The 19427-nt window shown below is 68.9% G+C and carries 16 protein-coding genes; 9 read left to right on the forward strand and 7 right to left on the reverse strand.

Features of this window, described 5'->3' with window-relative positions; all coding sequences use genetic code 11:
* Window positions 1-6: 6 nt before the first annotated feature.
* The gene (locus B7R22_RS03275) at window positions 7-1323 is read left to right on the forward strand and encodes a putative Ig domain-containing protein (protein ID WP_116410376.1); all 1317 of its coding nucleotides are present in this window, start codon (window positions 7-9) and stop codon (window positions 1321-1323) included.
* Between the two features lie 144 nt (window positions 1324-1467).
* On the opposite strand, the gene B7R22_RS03280 is transcribed toward B7R22_RS03275, so the two are convergent.
* From B7R22_RS03280 to B7R22_RS03290, 3 genes are all read right to left on the reverse strand, one after another.
* Window positions 1468-5214, reverse strand: coding sequence for a DEAD/DEAH box helicase (locus B7R22_RS03280; protein ID WP_116410377.1), 3747 nt, complete (start codon window positions 5212-5214; stop codon window positions 1468-1470).
* Between the two features lie 134 nt (window positions 5215-5348).
* Complete coding sequence (locus B7R22_RS03285) at window positions 5349-7139, reverse strand: acetyl/propionyl/methylcrotonyl-CoA carboxylase subunit alpha (protein WP_116410378.1); 1791 nt, start codon at window positions 7137-7139, stop codon at window positions 5349-5351.
* A 79-nt stretch (window positions 7140-7218) separates the two neighbouring features.
* A complete protein-coding gene (locus B7R22_RS03290; RefSeq protein WP_116410379.1) occupies window positions 7219-7971 on the reverse strand; it encodes a Maf family protein in 753 nt (250 codons plus the stop codon).
* A gap of 127 nt (window positions 7972-8098) precedes the next feature.
* Here B7R22_RS03290 and B7R22_RS03295 point away from each other — a divergent pair, with 127 nt between their 5' ends.
* The 4 genes from B7R22_RS03295 to B7R22_RS03310 all read left to right on the forward strand — a co-directional run bounded on the left by B7R22_RS03295 (window position 8099) and on the right by B7R22_RS03310 (window position 12374).
* Window positions 8099-9364, forward strand: coding sequence for a class I SAM-dependent RNA methyltransferase (locus B7R22_RS03295; RefSeq protein ID WP_116410380.1), 1266 nt, complete (start codon window positions 8099-8101; stop codon window positions 9362-9364).
* Between the two features lie 88 nt (window positions 9365-9452).
* Window positions 9453-10124, forward strand: a complete 672-nt coding sequence (locus B7R22_RS03300) for a response regulator (RefSeq protein ID WP_116410381.1) — start codon at window positions 9453-9455, stop codon at window positions 10122-10124.
* Window positions 10111-11349, forward strand: coding sequence for a sensor histidine kinase (locus B7R22_RS03305; RefSeq protein WP_116410382.1), 1239 nt, complete (start codon window positions 10111-10113; stop codon window positions 11347-11349). Before B7R22_RS03300 ends, B7R22_RS03305 begins: the two co-directional genes overlap by 14 nt.
* Window positions 11331-12374, forward strand: coding sequence for a hypothetical protein (locus B7R22_RS03310; RefSeq protein WP_253258850.1), 1044 nt, complete (start codon window positions 11331-11333; stop codon window positions 12372-12374). Before B7R22_RS03305 ends, B7R22_RS03310 begins: the two co-directional genes overlap by 19 nt.
* A 308-nt stretch (window positions 12375-12682) precedes the next feature.
* Here B7R22_RS03310 and B7R22_RS03315 read toward each other — a convergent pair whose 3' ends face one another.
* Together B7R22_RS03315 and B7R22_RS03320 are read right to left on the reverse strand one after the other, a co-directional pair.
* Window positions 12683-12943 carry an acyl-CoA carboxylase subunit epsilon gene (locus B7R22_RS03315; protein WP_253258851.1) on the reverse strand — a complete coding sequence of 87 codons (261 nt, stop codon included), beginning with the start codon at window positions 12941-12943 and terminating at the stop codon, window positions 12683-12685.
* Window positions 12940-14100: a 5-(carboxyamino)imidazole ribonucleotide synthase gene (locus B7R22_RS03320; RefSeq protein ID WP_253258852.1), complete on the reverse strand. Its 1161-nt coding sequence runs from the start codon at window positions 14098-14100 to the stop codon at window positions 12940-12942. Before B7R22_RS03320 ends, B7R22_RS03315 begins: the two co-directional genes overlap by 4 nt.
* 155 nt (window positions 14101-14255) lie before the next feature.
* Between B7R22_RS03320 and B7R22_RS03325 the strand changes: the two genes are divergently transcribed.
* On the forward strand, window positions 14256-14780 hold the full coding sequence (locus tag B7R22_RS03325; protein ID WP_172582178.1) for a GtrA family protein: 525 nt from the start codon (window positions 14256-14258) through the stop codon (window positions 14778-14780).
* 67 nt (window positions 14781-14847) lie between these two features.
* Here the strand turns inward: B7R22_RS03325 and B7R22_RS03330 are convergent, their stop codons facing one another.
* Both B7R22_RS03330 and B7R22_RS03335 read right to left on the reverse strand, forming a co-directional pair.
* Window positions 14848-15321: a PH domain-containing protein gene (locus B7R22_RS03330; protein ID WP_172582179.1), complete on the reverse strand. Its 474-nt coding sequence runs from the start codon at window positions 15319-15321 to the stop codon at window positions 14848-14850.
* A 107-nt stretch (window positions 15322-15428) separates the two neighbouring features.
* Window positions 15429-16292 carry a biotin--[acetyl-CoA-carboxylase] ligase gene (locus B7R22_RS03335; RefSeq protein ID WP_116410385.1) on the reverse strand — a complete coding sequence of 288 codons (864 nt, stop codon included), beginning with the start codon at window positions 16290-16292 and terminating at the stop codon, window positions 15429-15431.
* Window positions 16293-16431: 139 nt separating this feature from the next.
* Here B7R22_RS03335 and B7R22_RS03340 point away from each other — a divergent pair, with 139 nt between their 5' ends.
* The 3 genes from B7R22_RS03340 (at window position 16432) to purE (ending at window position 19196) form a co-directional block, all read left to right on the forward strand.
* Window positions 16432-18003 (forward strand): acyl-CoA carboxylase subunit beta, encoded by a 1572-nt coding sequence (locus tag B7R22_RS03340; RefSeq protein ID WP_116410386.1) that lies wholly within the window; start codon window positions 16432-16434, stop codon window positions 18001-18003.
* A 29-nt stretch (window positions 18004-18032) separates the two neighbouring features.
* Window positions 18033-18590, forward strand: coding sequence for a DUF4287 domain-containing protein (locus B7R22_RS03345; RefSeq protein ID WP_116410387.1), 558 nt, complete (start codon window positions 18033-18035; stop codon window positions 18588-18590).
* A gap of 84 nt (window positions 18591-18674) precedes the next feature.
* Entirely contained in the window at window positions 18675-19196 is a 522-nt protein-coding gene (gene purE / locus B7R22_RS03350) for a 5-(carboxyamino)imidazole ribonucleotide mutase (RefSeq protein ID WP_116410388.1), read from the forward strand.
* Window positions 19197-19427 lie beyond the last annotated feature (231 nt).

Here is a 19427-nt window from a genome sequence, read left to right on the forward strand (position 1 = left end):
CACGCCATGAAACTCCGGCTCCTCGCCGCCCTGCCCCTCGTCGCTGCTCTCCTCTCTGCGGGGATGCCCGCCGCCCAGGCTGCGCCCGACGTCACCGATCCGTTCGCCTCGCTTGCGGCGGGGTCGGAGCCCTCGCACATCCTCGTCGACGGCTCCGGCGACATCTACACGCTGAACACCGGCAACGAGTCGATCAGCAAGATCCACCCCGACGGTACGTTCGACGCGCACTTCCATGCTGAGTTCCCGTCGTTCTCGCAGCCGAACTCGTTCGCGACCGACGGCCACGGCTCCCTCTACGTGTCGAGCTACCTCGCGAGCACCGTCTGGCGGGTCGACGGCACAACGGGCACCATCAACGCTGCTTTCTCTGTGCGTCTCGGAACCGAACTCGACGGCCAACTTCCCCAATCCGTGACGGTCGACCTGTTCGGCAACATCTTCGTCGCCACCCACTCGCCCGCAGCTGTTGTGAAGCTCGCGCCCACCGGCGACGTGTTGGGGCGTTACGCGCTGGCCATCGGATCAGGGCCAGTCGACATCATGACCGACTGGGCAGGCTCGGTCTACACGGCGAACGCGGCCGACAGCACGATCTCCCGGGTCGCCTTCGACGGCGCCGGTGCCGCAACCGTGGACCGTCGCTTCGCCGTGCTCGACTCCGGGGCGATGCCGATCTCGGTCACCAGCAACAATCGGGGGCAGCTCTACACCGCGAATTCGGGAGACAACACGGTGAGCAGTATCGACCTCGCACTTCCGCCGGGCTCAGCTCCCGCGACGACGACACTGATGCCGCCGGATTCGTATCCCTACAACGTCACCTCCGACCGCCACGGGAATGTCTTCGTGACCAACCTCGGAACAGCCTCCGTCTCCCTGTTCGAGTCGACGGGTCGCTTCACCCCCGTCGTGGCACAGCTCTCGAGCGCCGAGACGCCGGAAGCAGCGGCCATCAGTGGATACGGCCAGCTCTACACGGCCAATGCGCTCTCGAGCACGGTCACCAGGTTCGGCCTGGGCCCGACCTTCGCCACGGCACCTGTCGCGTCGGCTCGGGTGGGAGACGCCTACAGCTCCGGTGTCACAGTCACCGGTCTCGATCCGATCACCTTCTCCGCCGTCGGCTTCCTCCCTCCCGGAATCGGGGTCGACGCAGGCACCGGCACCCTCGCCGGCACACCGACCACAGCCGGAACCTTCACCTTCGATCTCGTCGCTGCGAATGTTGCGGGTGCGACGGCTCAAACGGTATCGATCACGGTCGCGCCATCGCCCGGCAGCACAGGCTGCTGGTACTGGCGCGAGGCCTGCGGCCTCTAACGATCTGAATCGGCGGCCCCTTCGCCCGGTCGTCGAAGCCCCGGCCCAGGCTCACGCCCGTGCACAATTCAGGAGGAGAGCGCCACCGTCGAGCATGTGGGCCTGGCGGCGCAAATGTCCTGAATTGTGTGCGGGGCGGTCGCGCTACGCGAGCAGGCCGCGGATGTCATCCGCGGTAAGGGCGCTGCTGAAGACGGCGTCGTCGTCCATCACGGCGTCGAAGAGCTTCGACTTCTGCTCCTTCAGCGCCATGACCTTCTCCTCGATGGTGTCCTGGGCGACGAGGCGGTAGACGTTCACGCTCTTCGTCTGCCCGATGCGATGGGTGCGGTCGATCGCCTGCGACTCGGTGGCGGGATTCCACCAGGGGTCGAGCAGGAAGACGTAGTCGGCCTCGGTGAGGTTGAGTCCGAATCCGCCCGCCTTCAAGCTGATCAGGAAGACGGGGGCGGTACCCGATTTGAACGATTCGATGATCTTCGCGCGGTTGCGGGAGGAGCCGTCGAGATACTCGAAGGCGATGCCCGCTGCCGCCAGCCTCTCGGCGGCCAGCCCGAGGAACGAGGTGAACTGGCTGAAGATGAGGGCGCGGTGCCCCTCCGCCACGACATCGTCGAGCTGTTCGAGCAGGGCGTCGAGCTTGCTCGACGGGATCGACCGGTACTTCTCGTCGATGAGCGAGGCGTCGAGGCTCAGCATCCGGAGCAGAGTGAGCGAGCGGAACACGATGAACCGGTTCTTGTCGAGATCGTCCACCAGGCCGAGGAGTTTCTGTCGCTCCTTCTGAAAGAAGGTGTCGTAGAGCCGACGGTGCGCGGGGGAGAGGGCGATCTGAAGCACCTGCTCTTGCTTTGCCGGTAGCTCGGGGGCGACGAGCTGCTTGGTGCGCCGCATCATGAGCGGCCGGATGCGTCGCCGGAGCTTTGGCATCAGGGAGTCGTCGAGCATCCGTTCGATCGGGCGCACATACTCCTCCGTGAATCGGCTCGCCGCCGGGAAGAGCCCGGGTGCGACGATGTCGAAGAGCGACCACAGTTCCATCAGGTTGTTCTCGAGAGGAGTTCCCGTGATGGCCAACTTGAAGGGAGCGTCGAGTTCTTTGGCGCATTCGTGCAGCTTCGACATGTGGTTCTTGATGAACTGGGCCTCATCGAGGATCAGGCCCGACCATTCGACAGCGCGGTATGCGGAAGCGTCGAGCCGGAACAGCGTGTAGCTCGTCACAACGACGTGGGCTCCCACCGCGGCATCCGAAACGCTCTGCCGGCTCTTCGCCTGGGTCGACGTGATGCCCCGAACGAGCAGCCCCGGAGTGAAACGCGCGGCCTCGGCCAGCCAGTTGGACACGACAGACGTCGGCGCGACGACGAGAAAGGGCGGAGCATCCGGAGCCGCATTCCGCGCGTGCGCCAGCATCGCGAGCGTCTGGAGCGTCTTGCCGAGGCCCATGTCGTCGGCGAGCACGCCGCCGAGCCGCTGCTGCTCGAGGAACGCGAGCCACTGGAATCCCTCGACCTGGTAGGGGCGGAGTGTCGCCTGAACGCCCGGCGGCACTTCCGGCTTGGGGATGTCCGTCAGCTCGTTCAGCCCGGTGACCGCCTCCCGCCAGGCGACAGCCTGCACCGTGTCTTCGGCGAGTTCTTCAAACTCCGACCAGAGACTCGACTGGTAGCGGCTGATGCGCACGCCGGTCTCCCACTCGTCGAGGGTGTTCGCCTCGTCGAGCAGGTCGCGCAACCGGTCGAATACCGGATGATCGAGCGTCAGGTAGGTCTTGTCGACCATGAGGAGCTTCTTCTGGTTCTTCGCCAGCGCCTTGAAGAGCGGCCCGAACGGCACCTGGTAGCCGCCGACGTTCACCACGACGCCGAGGTCGAACCAGTCCCGCTTGTCGCTCTCGACGGTGGTGAACGTGAGCTCCGGCTCGCCCGTGAGTTCGCGATAGTCGGGCCGGCGTCCGACGACATCCACGCGCAGCCCGAGCAGGCCCTCCAGCCTCGGCAGAGTCTTGTCGGTGAAGATCGCCGCGTCGTAGCCGTGCAGCGCCAGACTGGGATTCAGCGGTTCGAGCGCGGCGACATCCAGGTCGCCGAACGCGTCGAGCGCCTCGATGGATGCGCCGTCGGGCTCGGCGGCGAGCACCTCCGTCACGCGGGCGAGCGTCTCGCGCTCCGTCGTGGGATCGCGAAGCACGGTGCTGGTGTCGTCGGGTCGGCTCTCACCGTCGGCATCCGGGTAGAGCGCCATCCGTGCCATCCGTGAACCCACCGCGTACTCCCAGCTCCAGTCGAGCGAGAGCACGTTCTTCGCGCGGAACCGTGCTGCAAGCACGAGCACCGGCGGAACCACCCCGGGCAGCTCCACAGAATCGTCGGGACTGTCGACGTCGATCGCGCGTCGCAGCCGCGGGAGAAAGTCTTCGACGAACTCCTCGACCTCATCGGGCGGCACCACGATGTCGGTGTTCCGGTCGAGCAGCCCCAGCGCCTGCTCGCTCAGCCCGTTCGGGACTGGCGCGATGTTCACGCGGAGCGCGGGCAGGAGCTCGTAGGTGTACACGCCGTGGGCGCCGATCGCCCCGACCGACTCGCGCGGCGATGCGCTGCCGTCGATCACGGCGACGGCGGCGAGCTGCAGCGCGCCCGCTGTTCCGCGGGTCGCGTCGAGTCGCACCGAGCCCTCGGATCCCCGGCTGATGACCGCGCTCTTCTTCGTGCCGAGAAGCGGAATCCCCAGCCTCGCGGCCTCGTCGAGTAGGTGCCAGAGCAGCGGGCTCGTGAACTCGTCGAGGTACAACCAGTCCGTCTCGTGCCCGGTGTAGAGCTCCCGCGTCGCCCGGTGCACCGCGGCGAACTGGGCGAACCAGCGCAGGTGCTCCGGCTCGAGGTTCAGCCGGTTCACTTGGTGCGTGAACGACGACCAAGTGACGTTCGCCTTGATGTATCCGCCGGAATCGGAGCGGATGACAGGCCGAACCCCCAGCCTCCGTGGCGGTTGCCCGATCGTGTCGTCGCGCGCCTTCGCCACCTGAGCGGGTCGCGACGCCGGCCCCCGCCACTGCTCCCGTGTGCGTGGGACGAATTCGCGCACCTCGAACTGCAGCCCCATGCGGGTGGGCGGTCTCGGTGTGCCGCCTCGCACGCGGCCCGCCGATCTGGTTCTGGATGTCGCGTCGGCACCGCCACCCGGCCGGCTCGCCGCACCCGCGGCACCGCCGACGATCGCGCGCCAATCCCCCTCGTCGACCTCGGGCTTGCGGATGACCGCGGGGGCCAGGCTCGGATACCACTCCGTCCCGCGATCCCATGCCATCGCGGCGTCGGCGTGACTCTCGACGTCGAGCAGCCCGGCGGTCGGCTCGGGCGAGGGATTCGGGGTCGGAGCCGAAGGCGATCCGCCTTCCTCCCCGTCGAGTGCGCGGAGTCGCCGGGCTCCGCCCTCGCCGACATCGGCCGGCAGGTGGGCCCGGGGTGCCGACAGCGCACCGTTCTCTGCATGGCCAAGGTCGCGGAGGTGTGCCTGGTTACTGCTCAACAGGGTCGCGGCGACGTGTTTGCAGTTGGTCTGCACCGGGCAGGAGCAGGTGGAGCTGAGCGGCAGCCAGTATCCGTTCGCCATGCGGGTGAGCCGCGCGCGGCAGAGGTACGGGAGGGGTCCGGTGCCCACGACCTCAGCTGCCAGGGCCCCGCCGCTGCCGGTGGGCGCTTCGTCGACAGCCTCTGGCGCTCTGCCGTCCTCCCCGGGCTCGGCGTCCGCACGGGCATCCGGTTTCCACCGCAGCCCGAGCACGGATTCGCCCCGTGCGTAGGCCCGGCCCCGGTCGTATGCTCCCCGGCCGACGAGTCGCACGATGTCGGCGGCGTCGACCAGCGGAAAGGCGGAAGACGGCATGTCCCCATGTTCTCACGCCCCGCCGACGCCGCCTCCTGCCTGCGGCTCACCGGTCAACTCACCACCACCCGTTCGGGCAGGGCGCAGGGGTGGGCGGCAGGGCGCGGGGGTGGTGGCAGCGCGTGAGGCGGGGGCTATGCCGCGCTGTCGGTGATCTCGAGCAGCCGGTGGCCCGACGAGACGGTCGCGCCGACCGCAGCATCGATCGACGTGACGGTGCCGTCTTTGTGGGCCTGGATGGGCTGCTCCATCTTCATCGCCTCGAGCACGAGGATCAGGTCGCCCTTGACGACCCTGTCGCCCTCGGCGACGGCGACCTTCACGATGGTGGCCTGCATGGGAGCCTTCACGGCGTTGCCGGTGGAGCTTCCACTCACCGACGAGCCCGCGCTCCGCCGGGGGGCGGCCCCGATGGTCTGGCTGCGGCCTCGCGATCCACCGGAGGCCGCTGCCATCAGGCGTTCGGGCAGCACGACTTCGATGCGCTTGCCGTCGACCTCGACCACGACCGTGTTGAGGGCGGGGGCAGGGGTGGCGGCATCCAGTGACCCGCTCCACGGCTCGATCGTGTTGTCGAACTCGGTCTCGATCCACCGGGTGTAGACGCCGAAGGGTGTGCCGGCGGCGGGTGCGAAGGCCGGGTCGCGCACGATGGCGCGGTGGAACGGCAGAACGGTGGGGAGCCCCGCGACCTCGAACTCGTCGAGCGCGCGCCGGGCGCGTTCGAGGGCCTCCTCGCGCGTGGCTCCCGTGACGATGAGCTTGGCGAGCAGCGAGTCGAACGAGCCGGAGATGACGTCGCCCGCCTGCACTCCGCTGTCGACGCGGATGCCCGGGCCGCCCGGCGCCTTGAAGACGTGCACCGGGCCGGGGCTCGGCAGGAATCCGCGACCGGCGTCTTCGCCGTTGATGCGGAACTCGAAGGAGTGCCCTCGGGGGGCGGGGTCGTCGTACCCGAGTACGCCGCCGGCGGCCAGCCGGAACTGCTCTCGCACGAGGTCGATGCCGGTGATCTCCTCGGAGACCGGATGCTCGACCTGCAGGCGCGTGTTCACCTCGAGGAACGAGACCGTGCCGTCGACCGCCACGAGGAACTCGCAGGTGCCTGCTCCGACGTAACCGACCTCCGTGAGGATCGCCTTCGAGGCGCGATACAACTCGGTGACCTGCGCCTCGCTGAGGAACGGCGCGGGGGCCTCCTCGACGAGCTTCTGGTGTCGCCGCTGCAGCGAGCAGTCGCGGGTCGACACGACCACGACGTTGCCGTGGGCGTCGGCGAGGCACTGGGTCTCGACGTGGCGCGGCCGGTCGAGGTACTTCTCGACGAAGCACTCGCCGCGGCCGAAGGCGGTGATCGCCTCGCGGGTCGCGGATTCGAAGAGCTCGGGGATCTCCTCGACGGTGCGCGCCACCTTCAGGCCGCGGCCGCCGCCGCCGAACGCAGCCTTGATGGCGACCGGCAGGCCGTGCTGGGCCACGAACTCGAGCACTTCGTCGGCTCCGGAGACCGGATCGAGCGTGCCGGGTGCGAGCGGTGCGCCGACGCGCTCGGCGATGTGCCGGGCCGACACCTTGTCGCCCAGCAGCTCGATGGCCGAGGGGGAGGGGCCGATCCAGATCAGCCCGGCGTCGATGACGGCCTGGGCGAAGGAGGCGTTCTCGGCGAGGAAGCCGTAGCCCGGATGCACGGCATCAGCGCCGGATCGCTTGGCGACCGAGAGGATCTTGTCGATCACGAGGTATGTTTCGGCGCTGGTGGTGCCACCGAGGGCATAGGCCTCGTCGGCGAGCTGCACGTGCAGGGCATCCCTGTCCTGGTCGGCGTAGACGGCGACGGAGCCGATTCCACTGTCTTTCGCTGCCCGGATCACGCGCACCGCGATCTCGCCGCGGTTGGCAATGAGGACTTTCGTAATTCGGGACATAGTCCCATAGCCTATTCGCCCGACGGGCTACCCCTTTGGCACGTGCCTACAAAAATGCGGGATCGAACGACGCGAACATCTACAACGAAGGTGCCGGCGGGGCGTTCCAGAGTTCTGTGATGCTGGTGTCGAACTGAGCCAGCAGGTCGCGAAGGGTCGGCAGCGACATCCCGATCACCGTCGACGGTGCGCCGCTGATGCTCCGGATGAACGGGGCGGCCATGCCGTCGATGGTGAAGGCCCCGGCGACCTCGAGTGGCTCCCCGGAGGCGACGTAGGCGTCGATCTCGGCGTCGGTGATGTCGGTGGCGAACTCGACGGTGGCGCTGGTGACGGCGCCCCGGCCGGGGACGGGCGCGATGGCCGCCGGGGCCGCCGCGACCGCCGGGGCCGCCGTCACTACCGGGGCATCTTGGGCCGCTGGGGCCGCTGTGCACAGCGACAGATCGCCGGAGAGTCGGTGGTCGATCATCCAGTGCCCGCTGTGCAGCACGCCGGAGCGTCCGCGCTGCCGTCGCCAGCGGTCGCGTGCGACATCGGGCAGGTGCGGCTTGCCGTAGATCACGCCGTCGAACTCGAAGGCCGAGTCCCCGCCCAGCACGAAGCCGTCGATCGGTTCTCCGCCGGGGGTCGCGCCCAGTACGGCCTCGGCCTTCAGCCGCGCAAGCAGCAGCACGAGCTCCTCTGCTTCCAGCGGGCGTCCCGAGGCCTCCTCGGCGGCCAGCACCGCGGCCTCCTCGTCGACGTGTGAGGGCAGAATGACCGGTTCGATGCCGATCTGGCGGAGGAGGGCGAGCCGGGCGGGCGAAGTCGAGGCGAGGTAGAGCCGCATGGATCGAGCCTAGCGACAGGTGCCCTGGCCTCGTGGCCGCTCCTCCACAGGGGCGTACCTCGTCGAGTTCTGCACAGGATGCCGCAGGCCAGCGACCGGCCAGTGTCATCTGTGTGACGCTTGATGCATGACAGACAAGCACAGCGCCGACGTCGAACTCGACGTCACGAACGTGGCCCACGGCGGGGTCTCCGTTGCACGGCTCGACGGCCGGGTGGTCTTCGTGGCCGACAGTCTTCCCGGCGAGCGGGTGCGGGCACGCATCTCCAGCGACGACCACTCCTCGTTCTGGCGGGCAGAGACCCTCGAGGTGCTCGAGGCCTCGCCGCACCGTCGTCCGCACATCTGGGCCGATGCCGCGCTCGATCGCGACCCGGCGAGGCGCGCCGGCGGAGCCGAGTTCGGCCACATCGCCCTGCCGTGGCAACGGGAGCTGAAGCGCCAGGTGCTGGTCGACTCGCTCGGCCGCTTCGGCAAGCTCGCCGACGACCACCCGGCTCGCGGCGTCGAGGTGGAAGCGATCGACGGCGACGACGCGGCGAACGGCCTCGGCTGGCGCACCCGCGTGAGCCTGCACGTCGATGACGACGGCATCGTCGGGCCCTACGCCGCGCGCTCCCACCGGGTCATCGCGGTCGACACCCTGCCTCTGGCGACCGCTGCCGTGGAGTACGCCTCGCCGCTGGATGAGCGGCTGCTCGGCGCCGAGCGCGTCGACGTGATCAGCGACGGGCGCCGCGGCGCGCGGGTCGTCGTGCGGGCGGAGGGCCGCACCGCGGGGGAAGGAACCCCGATCATCGAGCGGGTCGGCGACCGGGAGTTCCGGCTGGAGGAGCTCGGCTTCTGGCAGGTGCACCACGGAGCTGCCCAGACGCTCAGTGCGGGAGTCCGCGACCAGCTGTTCGAGGAGCTGTTCGACGCCGACGCCCCGAACCTCGACCTCTACGGCGGGGTGGGGCTGTTGGCGGCCGCTCTGGCACATCGGCCGGGAACCTCGACCCGGGTGGAGACTGTCGAGAGCGACCGCCGTGCCACCGCGAACGCCGAATTCAACCTGCGCGACCTGCCGAAGGCGACGGCGGTCACCGCGCGCGTCGAGCGTTATCTCACGGATCGCCTGAAGAACGCCTCATCGGCCGACCGGGCGGGCTTCAGCCGGGCCTCCGTGGTGCTCGACCCCCCGCGTGCCGGCGCCGGCAAGGCGGTCGTGCAGAGCCTGTTGCAGGTGCGGCCGGCCCAGTTGGTCTATGTGGCCTGCGACCCTGTCGCCTTCTCTCGGGATCTCGCACAGCTCACGGCGGGCGGGTACGAGCTCCGCAGTCTGCGGGCGTTCGACCTGTTCCCGCACACGCACCACGTCGAGGCACTCGCCGTGCTGACGCCAGCGTCATGAGCGGTGGGGCGGGGGCCTTCGGCGCTGGGTTCCCCTACGATTGCAGGAAACACGGGCAGCAGACGATGGCGACGAGGGGTGGGGCACGGTGAGTGATCCAGCGGCGCCCGTTCTGGTCGGAATCGTCGACGATCACGAGTCGGTGCTGCTCGGCATCCGGGCCGCCTGCCTCGACGAGGGCTACGACGTCGTCGGCTCCGGCGCGACGATGGATGCCCTCCTCGGCAGCCTCGCCGGAACCCGGGTAAACGTGGTCGTGATGGACCTGAGCCTCGGCGACGGCTCCAGCGTCACCGACAACGTTTTGCGCGCCCGGGCCGCCGGGGCCGCCGTGCTGGTGCACAGCATCGCCGACCGCACGGGGAGCATCCGCGAGGCGCTCGCCGCCGGTGCGGCGGGCGTGATCCCGAAGACCAGCGCGACGAAGATCGTGATGGCCGCCATTGCTAGCGTCGCGCGGGGCGAGGTTCTGAACAATCTCGAGTGGGCGAGCGCCATCGACGCCGACCGGGAGTTCGCCAAGGCCCAGCTCGGCCCGAGGGAGCAGCACGTGCTGCACCTCTACGCGTCGGGGCTGCCGCTCAAGGCCGTCGCCGCGCAACTCGGCATCGCCCCGTCGACCGCACGGGAGTACCTCGACAGGGTGCGGGCGAAGTACGTCGAGGTCGGGCGTCCGGCCCCGACGAAGGTCGACCTTCTGAGGCGGGCGGTCGAAGACGGGATCCTCGCCATCGACGATGTGAGCAATGTCGGTCGTTAGGGAGGCACCCGCCGCGCCGAAGGCCCCGGTTCTCCTCCGCGGTGCGATCAGCCGTGCGCGGGTCGAGTCCATCCTGGCCCGGGCGGCAGCGGTCTTCGCGCTACTCTTCGCGGTGCAGACGCTTCCCGCCGTCGGAGTGTCGTCGCAGTACCTGAGCCTCCCCTTCGCGATAAGCATCGCCGTCGTGCTCTTCGGCCTTCTTCTTGTCATCCTCGTCACCGCAGCGGTGAACGGGGCGAAGACGAACCCGACCCACATCGCCATGGGCATCTTCACGGTCGTCTACACGATCGCGCTCGCTCTGTGGCCGGCCGGCCTGCTGCGGGGAGCCTCGGAGCTCGCCGACCAGCCCTGGCTCTGGTATCTGATCACGATCGCGATGATCTTCGCCGACATCGTCTTCTCACCGCGCTGGGCCGCCCTCTTCATGGTGGATGTCACTGCGGTCTACGTGTTCATCCGCACCCAGCCGGCAGGCGGATCGGCTCCCGTCGCCCTGGCGTTGCTCGACGGTTTCTACGTCGTGCTGATCGGTGCATTTGCGCTGGCGACGATCACGGCGATCCGCGCTGCAGCCGACCGGGTCGATGCTGCGCAGGGGACCGCGATGGAGCAGTACACCCGCGCCGCCCGCAACCATGCGGCCGAGCTCGAACGGGCGAAGGTGGATGCCCTGGTACACGACACGGTGCTGAGCACCCTCATCGAGGCGGCGCGAGCGGAGACCCCCGCCCAGCGGCGTGCGGCCGTGCAGATGAGCCAGGCCGCCCTGGAGACACTGCAATCCGCGCCCGTCGCGTTCGATGTGGGCGTCGACGTGCCGGTGGCCCAGCTCTCGGAGCGGCTTGCCGACGCGGCGCGACTGCTGAGCCCGCGGATCGGCTTCCAGGTCATGCGCCTCGACGACGCCCACGTGCCGGGTGTGGTGGCCGAAGCGGTCTTCACCGCAGCCCAGCAGGCCCTGATCAACAGCCTCCAGCACGCTGGGGACGACGCCGACAACGTCATCCGCACGGTCGTTCTCGACAGCGACGTCTCGTCGGGCCTGACCGTGCAGATCTCGGACACCGGTCGCGGTTTCGACGGCTCCGTGGTGCCGGCCGCCCGCCTCGGCCTCCGCGTCTCCATCCGGGAGAGGATGCACACCGTGGGGGGACGGGTGCGGGTTCTCTCGGTGCCGGGCGGGGGAACCTCCATCGTGATCGAATGGGAGCCGTCGACGTGATCCTTCCCGCCCGCATCATCGTGCTCTCGCTGGCCGCCCTCTTCTCCGCGTACCACCTGGTGCTCGCCGTGTACTCGATCGGCACGCCGGCGTCACCGTGGCCGGTCGTGGCCGCGATGGTGCTCTACGCCGGCGTCACCGCGCTCAGTCTCTGGCCGACGGGCTCAGCTGTGATGCCGAGGTGGATGGCGGTGCTCTGCCTGGTCGTCGGCATCCTGATCACGGTGCTGGTGCTCTCCCAGCTCGACGGCGAGGTCACCAACGGGTATGCGACATGGTCCGTCGCGGCCGTGGGAACGCTGATGACCATCGTCACCGTTCGTCGCCGTGCCCTGTTCGGCTGGATCGGGATCGTCGTGCTCGGCGTCTCGATCCTGGCCTGGTCGGATCCCCTGCGGCTGACGACCACCGGGTGGATCGGGAGCGCTGTCTGGGTCGGTGTGGCCCACGCACTCACCCACGCGCTGAGCCGGGCATCCCGTGACACGACCCTGTTCGCCCGGGCCGAACTCGACGCTGCCGCCTGGCACGCGACACAGGAGGCCCAGCTGACGGAAGGCCGCCACCGCCTCGACAACATGAACCGCGTGGCGGGCCCCATGCTCCACCACATCGTCGACCTCGACGGCGTGATCAGCGCCGAGGACCGCCGGGAGTGTCTGCACCTGGAGGGGGCGATCCGTGACGAGATCCGGGGTCGGCACCTGCTGAACGAAGATGTGCGAACGGAGGTGCTCGCGGCGAGGCGACGCGGCATCGAGGTGACCCTGCTCGACGACGGGGGGCTCGAAGATCTCTCGGCGCGGGCGAGGGAACGCATCCACTCCCGGCTCGCCAACCAGATCTCCCGTTCACGGGCAGACCGACTCATCGTGCGAACCGGTGTCGATAGCACGACGGCGGCAGTGACGATCGTGGGGCTCCGGGTGGGCGACGACCCGGTTGCGGCAGTGCTCGGCAGCGATGGTGACGGCGACGAGGTGGCGGAGTGGCTCGAGATCCCAAAGGACGGACGAGAGAGGTGATGGAAGGGACGCTGCGACGTCCCGCCATCCAACCATGCGCCCCCCGGCGCCGGACAGGAATACTGGGGGCCGGCGAAACGCCAACCCCCAGCAGATTCCGAACCGCTGTCGTAACCCGAATACAACATCGGCTCGCCCCCAGACACTCGCCTACTTACCCTGAACGGCGAGCGCTGGCGGTGAAACTCGTAAGAGAAACACCAAGCACTTGTAATAGTGCCGCGGTGGCGTCTTCCTGCCTAGTCGGCACTTTGGGGGACAAGCATGGGGGACAACGGATGGACGGCCGGTGAACGACCGGGGGCGGCTCAGCCGTTCCAGCGACCGGGCCCCGGTTCCAGCTGGCTCCGGAGCGCGCGCTGGCTCCGCTGCCAGGCCGTCGTCCCGGCGGGCTCCTCCGTGCGGCGTGCTTCACCCTCCTCGGCGAGAAGCCCGCTCACCACGGCCGACACGGCCGCGATCTCGGCCGGGGTGGCGTTGCCGGTCGTCACGACGACGGGCGGGTTGCCGGCGGATTCCGGGGCGAGCCCCGTGTCGGGAGCCGCGCCACCCGGCTGCGGGTCGCTCACGAGCGAATCCCGTCGCCGAGGTCGGCACCCAGCAGGGCCGCTGCCGCCCTGGCCTGGAACACGGCCGTGTCGAGGTCGTCGCCCGTCACCGTGACGTGGCCGACCTTCCGGCCGGGCCGCGGCTCCTTGCCGTAGTTGTGGATCTTCGCCGACGGCTGGTCGGCGAGGGCGTGCGGGTACGCGTCTTCGAGCGTGCCGGTGACCGGCCCGCCGAGCACGTTCACCATGACGGTGACCGGTGCGCGGGTGCTCGTGTCGCCGAGTGGCAGGTCGAGCACCGCGCGGAGGTGCTGCTCGAACTGGCTGGTGACGCTTCCGTCGATCGACCAGTGCCCACTGTTGTGGGGGCGCATCGCGAGTTCGTTCACCAGGAGCCGGTCATCCGTCGTCTCGAACAGCTCGACGGCGAGCACGCCGGTCACGCCGAGCTCGGTGGAGATGAGGGTGGCGATGGATGCGGCGCTCTCCACCACTCGCGCACTCGCGCCCGGTGCCGGGGCGAACACTTCGCTGCAGACACCGCGGCGCTGCACCGTCTCGACGACAGGCCAGAGGGCGGTCTGCCCCGACGGGCGGCGCGCGACGAGCTGGGCGAGCTCGCGGCGGAAGTCGACGCGTTCCTCGGCGAGGAGCGCGCCCCCGCGGCCGTCTTCGCTCAGCGCGGTGAACCAGTCGGCGGCCTCGGCTGCATCAGCGACGAGGCGGACGCCCTTGCCGTCGTATCCACCGCGCGCCGTCTTGATGACGGCCTCGCCGCCGTGGTCGGCGATGAACTGGGCGAGTTCGTCTTCACTCCGCACCTCTGCCCAGTCGGGCATCGGTACGCCGAGTTCGCCGAGGCGCCTGCGCATCTGGAGTTTGTCCTGCGCGAAGCGCAGCGCATCCGGGCCGGGCTGCACAGAATGGCCCGCTGCGACGAGTTGTCTGAGAATCTGCTCAGGAACGTGCTCGTGGTCGAAAGTGACGACGTCGACGGACTCTGCGAACCGCAGAACGGTCGCAGCATCGCGGTAGTCGCCCACCTCCGTGGCCGCCAACCGGGCCGACGAGCCCTCTGTTTCCGCGAGAACGTCGAGTTCGAGGCCGAGATTCACCGCCGCCGGGATCATCATTCTGGCCAGCTGGCCCCCACCGATCACTCCTACGCGCACAGTCACCAGTCCACTGTACTGAAGCTGTGCACGTGGCGGGAGGTGACACAGAGTACCGGGTTTCCGAGAGGGCATCACCTATAGTTGTTAGCCAGAGACAATCATCGAAAAACAGCGGGCCGTTCGCATTCCTGACAGGGCGCCGCGGGAAAGCACACGGTTTGAACGGGTTGAAAAGACTGGTCGAGCGCGCCTGGAGCGGCTTCCTCACCTACGCCGTCAAGTTCGGCGTCGTCGGTTTCGCCGGCTTCCTCATCGACGTAGGGCTCTTCAACCTGCTGTTCCTCGGGGCGTTCGGCACCGGCCACTTCTTCGCGACCGCGATCGGCGCGAAGCTCATCAGCACCTCTGTCGCCATCGTCTTCAACTGGATCGGCAACCGGTACTGGACCTTCCGCGAGAACCGTCGGAAGAACGTCGGACTGGAGCTTGTCGAGTACGCCCTCGTCTCGATCGGCGGTCTCATCATCGCCGAAGCGTGCATCTGGTTCACTCACCATGTGCTCGGCCAGACGAGTGTGCTCGCCACCAACATCGCGGCGAACGTCGTGGGTCTCGCCCTCGGCACGGCCTTCCGTTTCGTGCTGTACCGCTACTGGGTGTATGGCGAACAACGGAGCGATGGCATGCAGAACCTGGCGGCGCTCGCCGCTGCCGAGCAGGAGAAGACCCTCGTCAACAGCTGAGCCGTCGTAGCTGAGCCGTCGTAGCTCAGCAGTCATAGCTCAGCAGTCGTAGCTCAGTCGCTGCCCCTCAGCCGAGCCCGTGGGCGTCGTCGCCGAGTTCGGTGAGCGCGCGAGCGACCAGGGCGGCGTCGGGCAGGTCGAGTGCGACCAGTGGATGTTCGGACCCTGAGTGGATCGTCACATCCCCCGACCGGAACAGAGCCTGCAGTCCGTGCCGGCGTACCGTGACATCGTGCCCGCGGAGCAGCGAGACCTCCTGCCGTTCGCGTGCCAGGAGCCCATGTACCCTGATCACCCGCCTCGTGGTGACAGTGGTGCGCCCGGTGAGCCAGCGGAGAGTCGGCAGCAGCCAGAAGAGCAGCGCCAGCAGGATCGCCGCCCCAAGCGCTCCGAGGTTCTGCCACTCCTCGGAGAAACGGCCGAGGAAGTAGCCGCACGCCCCCGCGAGGGCGATAAGTGCGAGTGACGGCCAGAACAGAGCCCTGCCGTGCCTGCGGTACCTCGCAACAACCCGTTCGGGCGGAGGCTCTGGGCGCAGCACCGCCGTGAAGTCGGCTGGAGGCTCCGCCTGCCACCGGTCTTCCGGCCATGAGGGCTGCGGGGGTTCCAGCCCTGCCGAGCCTGGCGGTTCCTTCCGGCGCACGGGGGTCAGTACCTCAGGTGGGTCACGTCGCCGGCGGAGACGACGAGGTCGCCGGATCCGTCGTCGCGCTTCACGATGAGGCGTCCGTTGACGTCGAGGGCGGTGGCGAGGCCGGTCTCGAAGACGCTGCCCGGGAGTTCGACCCGCACGGGCTGGCCGAGGGTGCCGCAGCGCGAGGCGACCACTGCGCCGATACCGCTGCCCGCAGCATCCCCGTTCGCGGCGGTGAGGGAACGGTAGAGGCGGATCAGCTCCGCGAGATAGGCCGACATCAAGTCGTCGCCCGTGAAGGCCGTCGTCGAGGCCCCGGCACCGATTCCCGCGGCGAGAGCGATCGAGGTCGCGGTGGGCACGGGCAGTTGCTCCTCCGTGAGAAAGAGGTTGACCCCCGCGCCGACAACCACGCCCGCGGCCCCCGGCAGCAGCTCCGACAGCACACCGCACACCTTCCGACCGTCGATGAGCACGTCGTTCGGCCACTTGACGACCGCGCGCGGGCCATCCACCACCGCGGCTCCCGCGCCGGCGCTCACCCCCGCGCGCGCCAGCAGGAGGTTCACGGCGCGGGCCATGGCGGCGCCGCCGAGGAGCGGAATCCAACCGAGCGATGACGGAGGCAGTGAACCCCCGGAGGCCAGCTCGGGGCGGAGCAGCACCGAGATCGCGAGGGACGTGCCGGGCGGGGCCGTCCACACGCGGCCAAGCCGCCCGCGACCCTCGGTCTGGTTGTCGGTGACGACCACGGAGAGGTCGGGGTAGGCCCTGGCATCCGCACCGCCCGCAGCGGCGACCAGCACCGAATTGGTCGAGCCAGCCTCGGCCAGCCAGTCGAGGCGGGGGACCAGCGCGCGACTGAGGGGAGCATCCATACTTCGACCCTAGGGCGCTCGGGGCAGGGAAACCTCTGGCAACACCGGGAGAATATGGAGGAATTCGTCAACGGCTCGCCCAAAGCGTTGGCCGGTAGAGTGAACTTCTGTGAGTGATGAAACAACTTCAGGGCCCGACATGTACACCACTGCCGGCAAACTGGTCGACCTCAAGAACCGCTACCACGAGGCCGTGACGCAGTCTGGCGAGGCCGCCATTGCCAAACAGCATGCCAAAGGCAAGAAGACGGCGCGCGAGCGGATCGAACAGTTGCTCGACCACGGTTCGTTCGTCGAGCTCGACGAGTTCGTGCGCCACCGTACGCACGCCTTCGGTATGGAGAAGAAACGCCCCTACGGTGACGCCGTCGTCACCGGCACCGGCACGATCCACGGCCGGCAGGTCGCCGTCTACGCACAGGACTTCACCATCTTCGGCGGGTCGCTCGGCGAGGTCGCCGGCGAGAAGATCATCAAGGTGATGGATCTCGCGCTGAAGACCGGTGTGCCGATCATCGGGATGCTCGACTCGGGTGGCGCGCGCATCCAGGAGGGTGTCGTGGCGCTCGGCAAGTACGGCGAGATCTTCCGGCGCAACACCCAGGCATCGGGCGTCATCCCGCAGATCTCGATCATCATGGGCCCGGCCGCGGGCGGCGCCGTGTACTCGCCCGCCCTCACCGACTTCGTGATCATGGTCGACAAGACCAGCCAGATGTTCGTCACCGGCCCCGACGTGATCAAGACCGTCACCGGCGAGGACGTCGGCATGGAGGAGCTCGGCGGCGCCCTGACGCACAACACCATCTCGGGCGTCTCGCACTACCTCGCGAGCGACGAGGACGACGCGCTCGACTACGTGCGCACGCTGCTCGGATTCCTGCCCGACAACAACCTGGCCGAGCTGCCGGTGTACGAGCACCTCGCGGAGCTCGAGATCACGGATGCCGACCACAAGCTGAACACGATCATCCCGGACAGCCCGAACCAGCCGTACGACATGCACACGATCATCGAGCACATCGTCGACAACGCGGACTTCCTCGAGGTTCAGCCGCTGTATGCGCCGAACATCCTGATCGGGTTCGCCCGGGTCGAGGGCCGCTCGGTTGGCATCATCGCGAACCAGCCGAACGCGATGGCGGGCACACTGAACATCGAGGCCGGCGAGAAGGCGGCCCGGTTCGTGCGCTTCTGCGACGCGTTCTCGATCCCGATCGTGACGCTGGTAGACGTTCCCGGATACCTCCCCGGAACCGACCAGGAGTGGACGGGCGTCATCCGCCGCGGCGCGAAGCTGCTCTACGCCTACGCCGAGGCGACCGTGCCGCTGATCACCGTGATCGTGCGGAAGGCGTACGGCGGGGCCTACATCGTGATGGGCTCGAAGCAGCTCGGCGCCGACCTCAACCTCGCCTGGCCCACGGCCGAGATCGCCGTGATGGGCGGGCAGGGTGCGGTGAACATCCTGTACCGCGGTGAGATCAAGCGTGCCGAGGATGCGGGCGAGGATGTCGCGGCGGTGCGAACCAAGCTCGCGAACGAGTACACCTACAACGTGGCATCGCCGTTCCTGGCGGCGGAGCGCGGCGAGCTCGACGGCGTGATCGAGCCTGCGGCCACCCGGGTCGCGATCGTGAAGGGCCTGCGGGCGCTCCGCACGAAGCGGGCGTCGCTGCCGGCGAAGAAGCACGGCAACATCCCGCTGTAACGGTTGCCGCAGGCGACAGGAGTCTCAGCATGACGTTCCAGGCGTACATCGACACGATCCGGGAGAAGACGGGCAAGGGTCCTGACGACTTCGTGGCCGAGGCCCGCGCGAAGGGGCTGCTCGACCCGTTCGCGAAGGCCAATGTCGTGCAGGCGTGGCTGGCCGAGGACTACGGGCTCGGCCCCGGCCACGGCATGGCGATCTACTCGGTGCTGCGGGATTCGCTGGCTCCCCGCCCGAGTGGCGACGAGCGTCTGGAAAAGGTCTTTGCGGGCACCAAGGCGCACTGGCGGCCGGTGTTCGACGCACTGGTCGCCCGGCTCGAAACGAGCGGGGCCCAGACATCCACGGCTGCGACCGACACGTATGTGAGCCTGTTGCGCGGCACGAAGAAGTTCGCTGTCGCCCAGTTCACGGCCCGCCGGTTCGATCTCGGGTTGAAGCTGAAGGGCGAGGAGGCGGGCGGCCGGTTCGAGGCATCCGGCTCGTGGAACTCGATGGTGACCCTGCGGGTGCGGCTCGCCTGCGCCGCAGAGCTCGACGACGAGGTCTTCGCGGCGCTCCGCCGCGCCTACGATGCGGCCTGAGCGCACGGGATCGGCCCGGTGGCGGCCCTGGGGGCGCGGTGGCGGCGGTGGGGCGCTGCCGGCGCGGCTCGGTAGGCTGGGAGCATGAGCAGTGAACAGCCCGTCGTCGGCGTCGTCATGGGGTCGGACTCCGACTTCTCGGTCATGGAAGGCGCCGTCGCCGTGCTGAAGGAGTTCGGCATCGCGCACGAGGTGCAGGTGGTCTCGGCCCACCGCACGCCCGAGAAGATGATCGACTACGGACGCACGGCGCGGGTGCGCGGGCTTCGGGTGATCATCGCCGGAGCCGGGGGCGCGGCGCACCTGCCCGGCATGCTCGCGGCCGTCACGACCCTGCCCGTGATCGGCGTGCCGGTGCCGCTGGCGCGGCTCGACGGAATGGATTCGCTGCTCTCGATCGTGCAGATGCCCGCCGGCATCCCCGTCGCCACAGTGTCGATCGGCGGGGCCACGAACGCGGGCCTCCTCGCGGTGCAGATCCTCGCGGCCGTCCCGTCGAGCGCGTCCGGCGGAGCCGCAACCCTCGTCGAGCGCCTCGACGCCTACCGCGCCACCCTCACGGCCACCGTCGAGCAGAAGAACGCCGCCCTCCAGTCCCGCCTGTAGCCTCGCGCCGGACGCCTCCGCCCTCACTCCGCTACGCCTCAGCTCACGTTTGTCGCTTCCGCGCCTGCGCGCGCACGCGCGGAAGCGACAATCGACAGCGAGAACGACAGCCCCCCGCGGACCCGCTGCCCTCGGCCGGCACCGCGCTCCAGTCCCGCCCCCTCACCCACCCCGCATCGATCGACTCGGGAGTTTCCGTCGCTCCGGGCGCCGGATGGCGACTGCAACTCC

It is taken from the genome of Subtercola boreus (assembly GCF_003399635.1).
GTDB lineage: Bacteria > Actinomycetota > Actinomycetes > Actinomycetales > Microbacteriaceae > Subtercola > Subtercola boreus_B.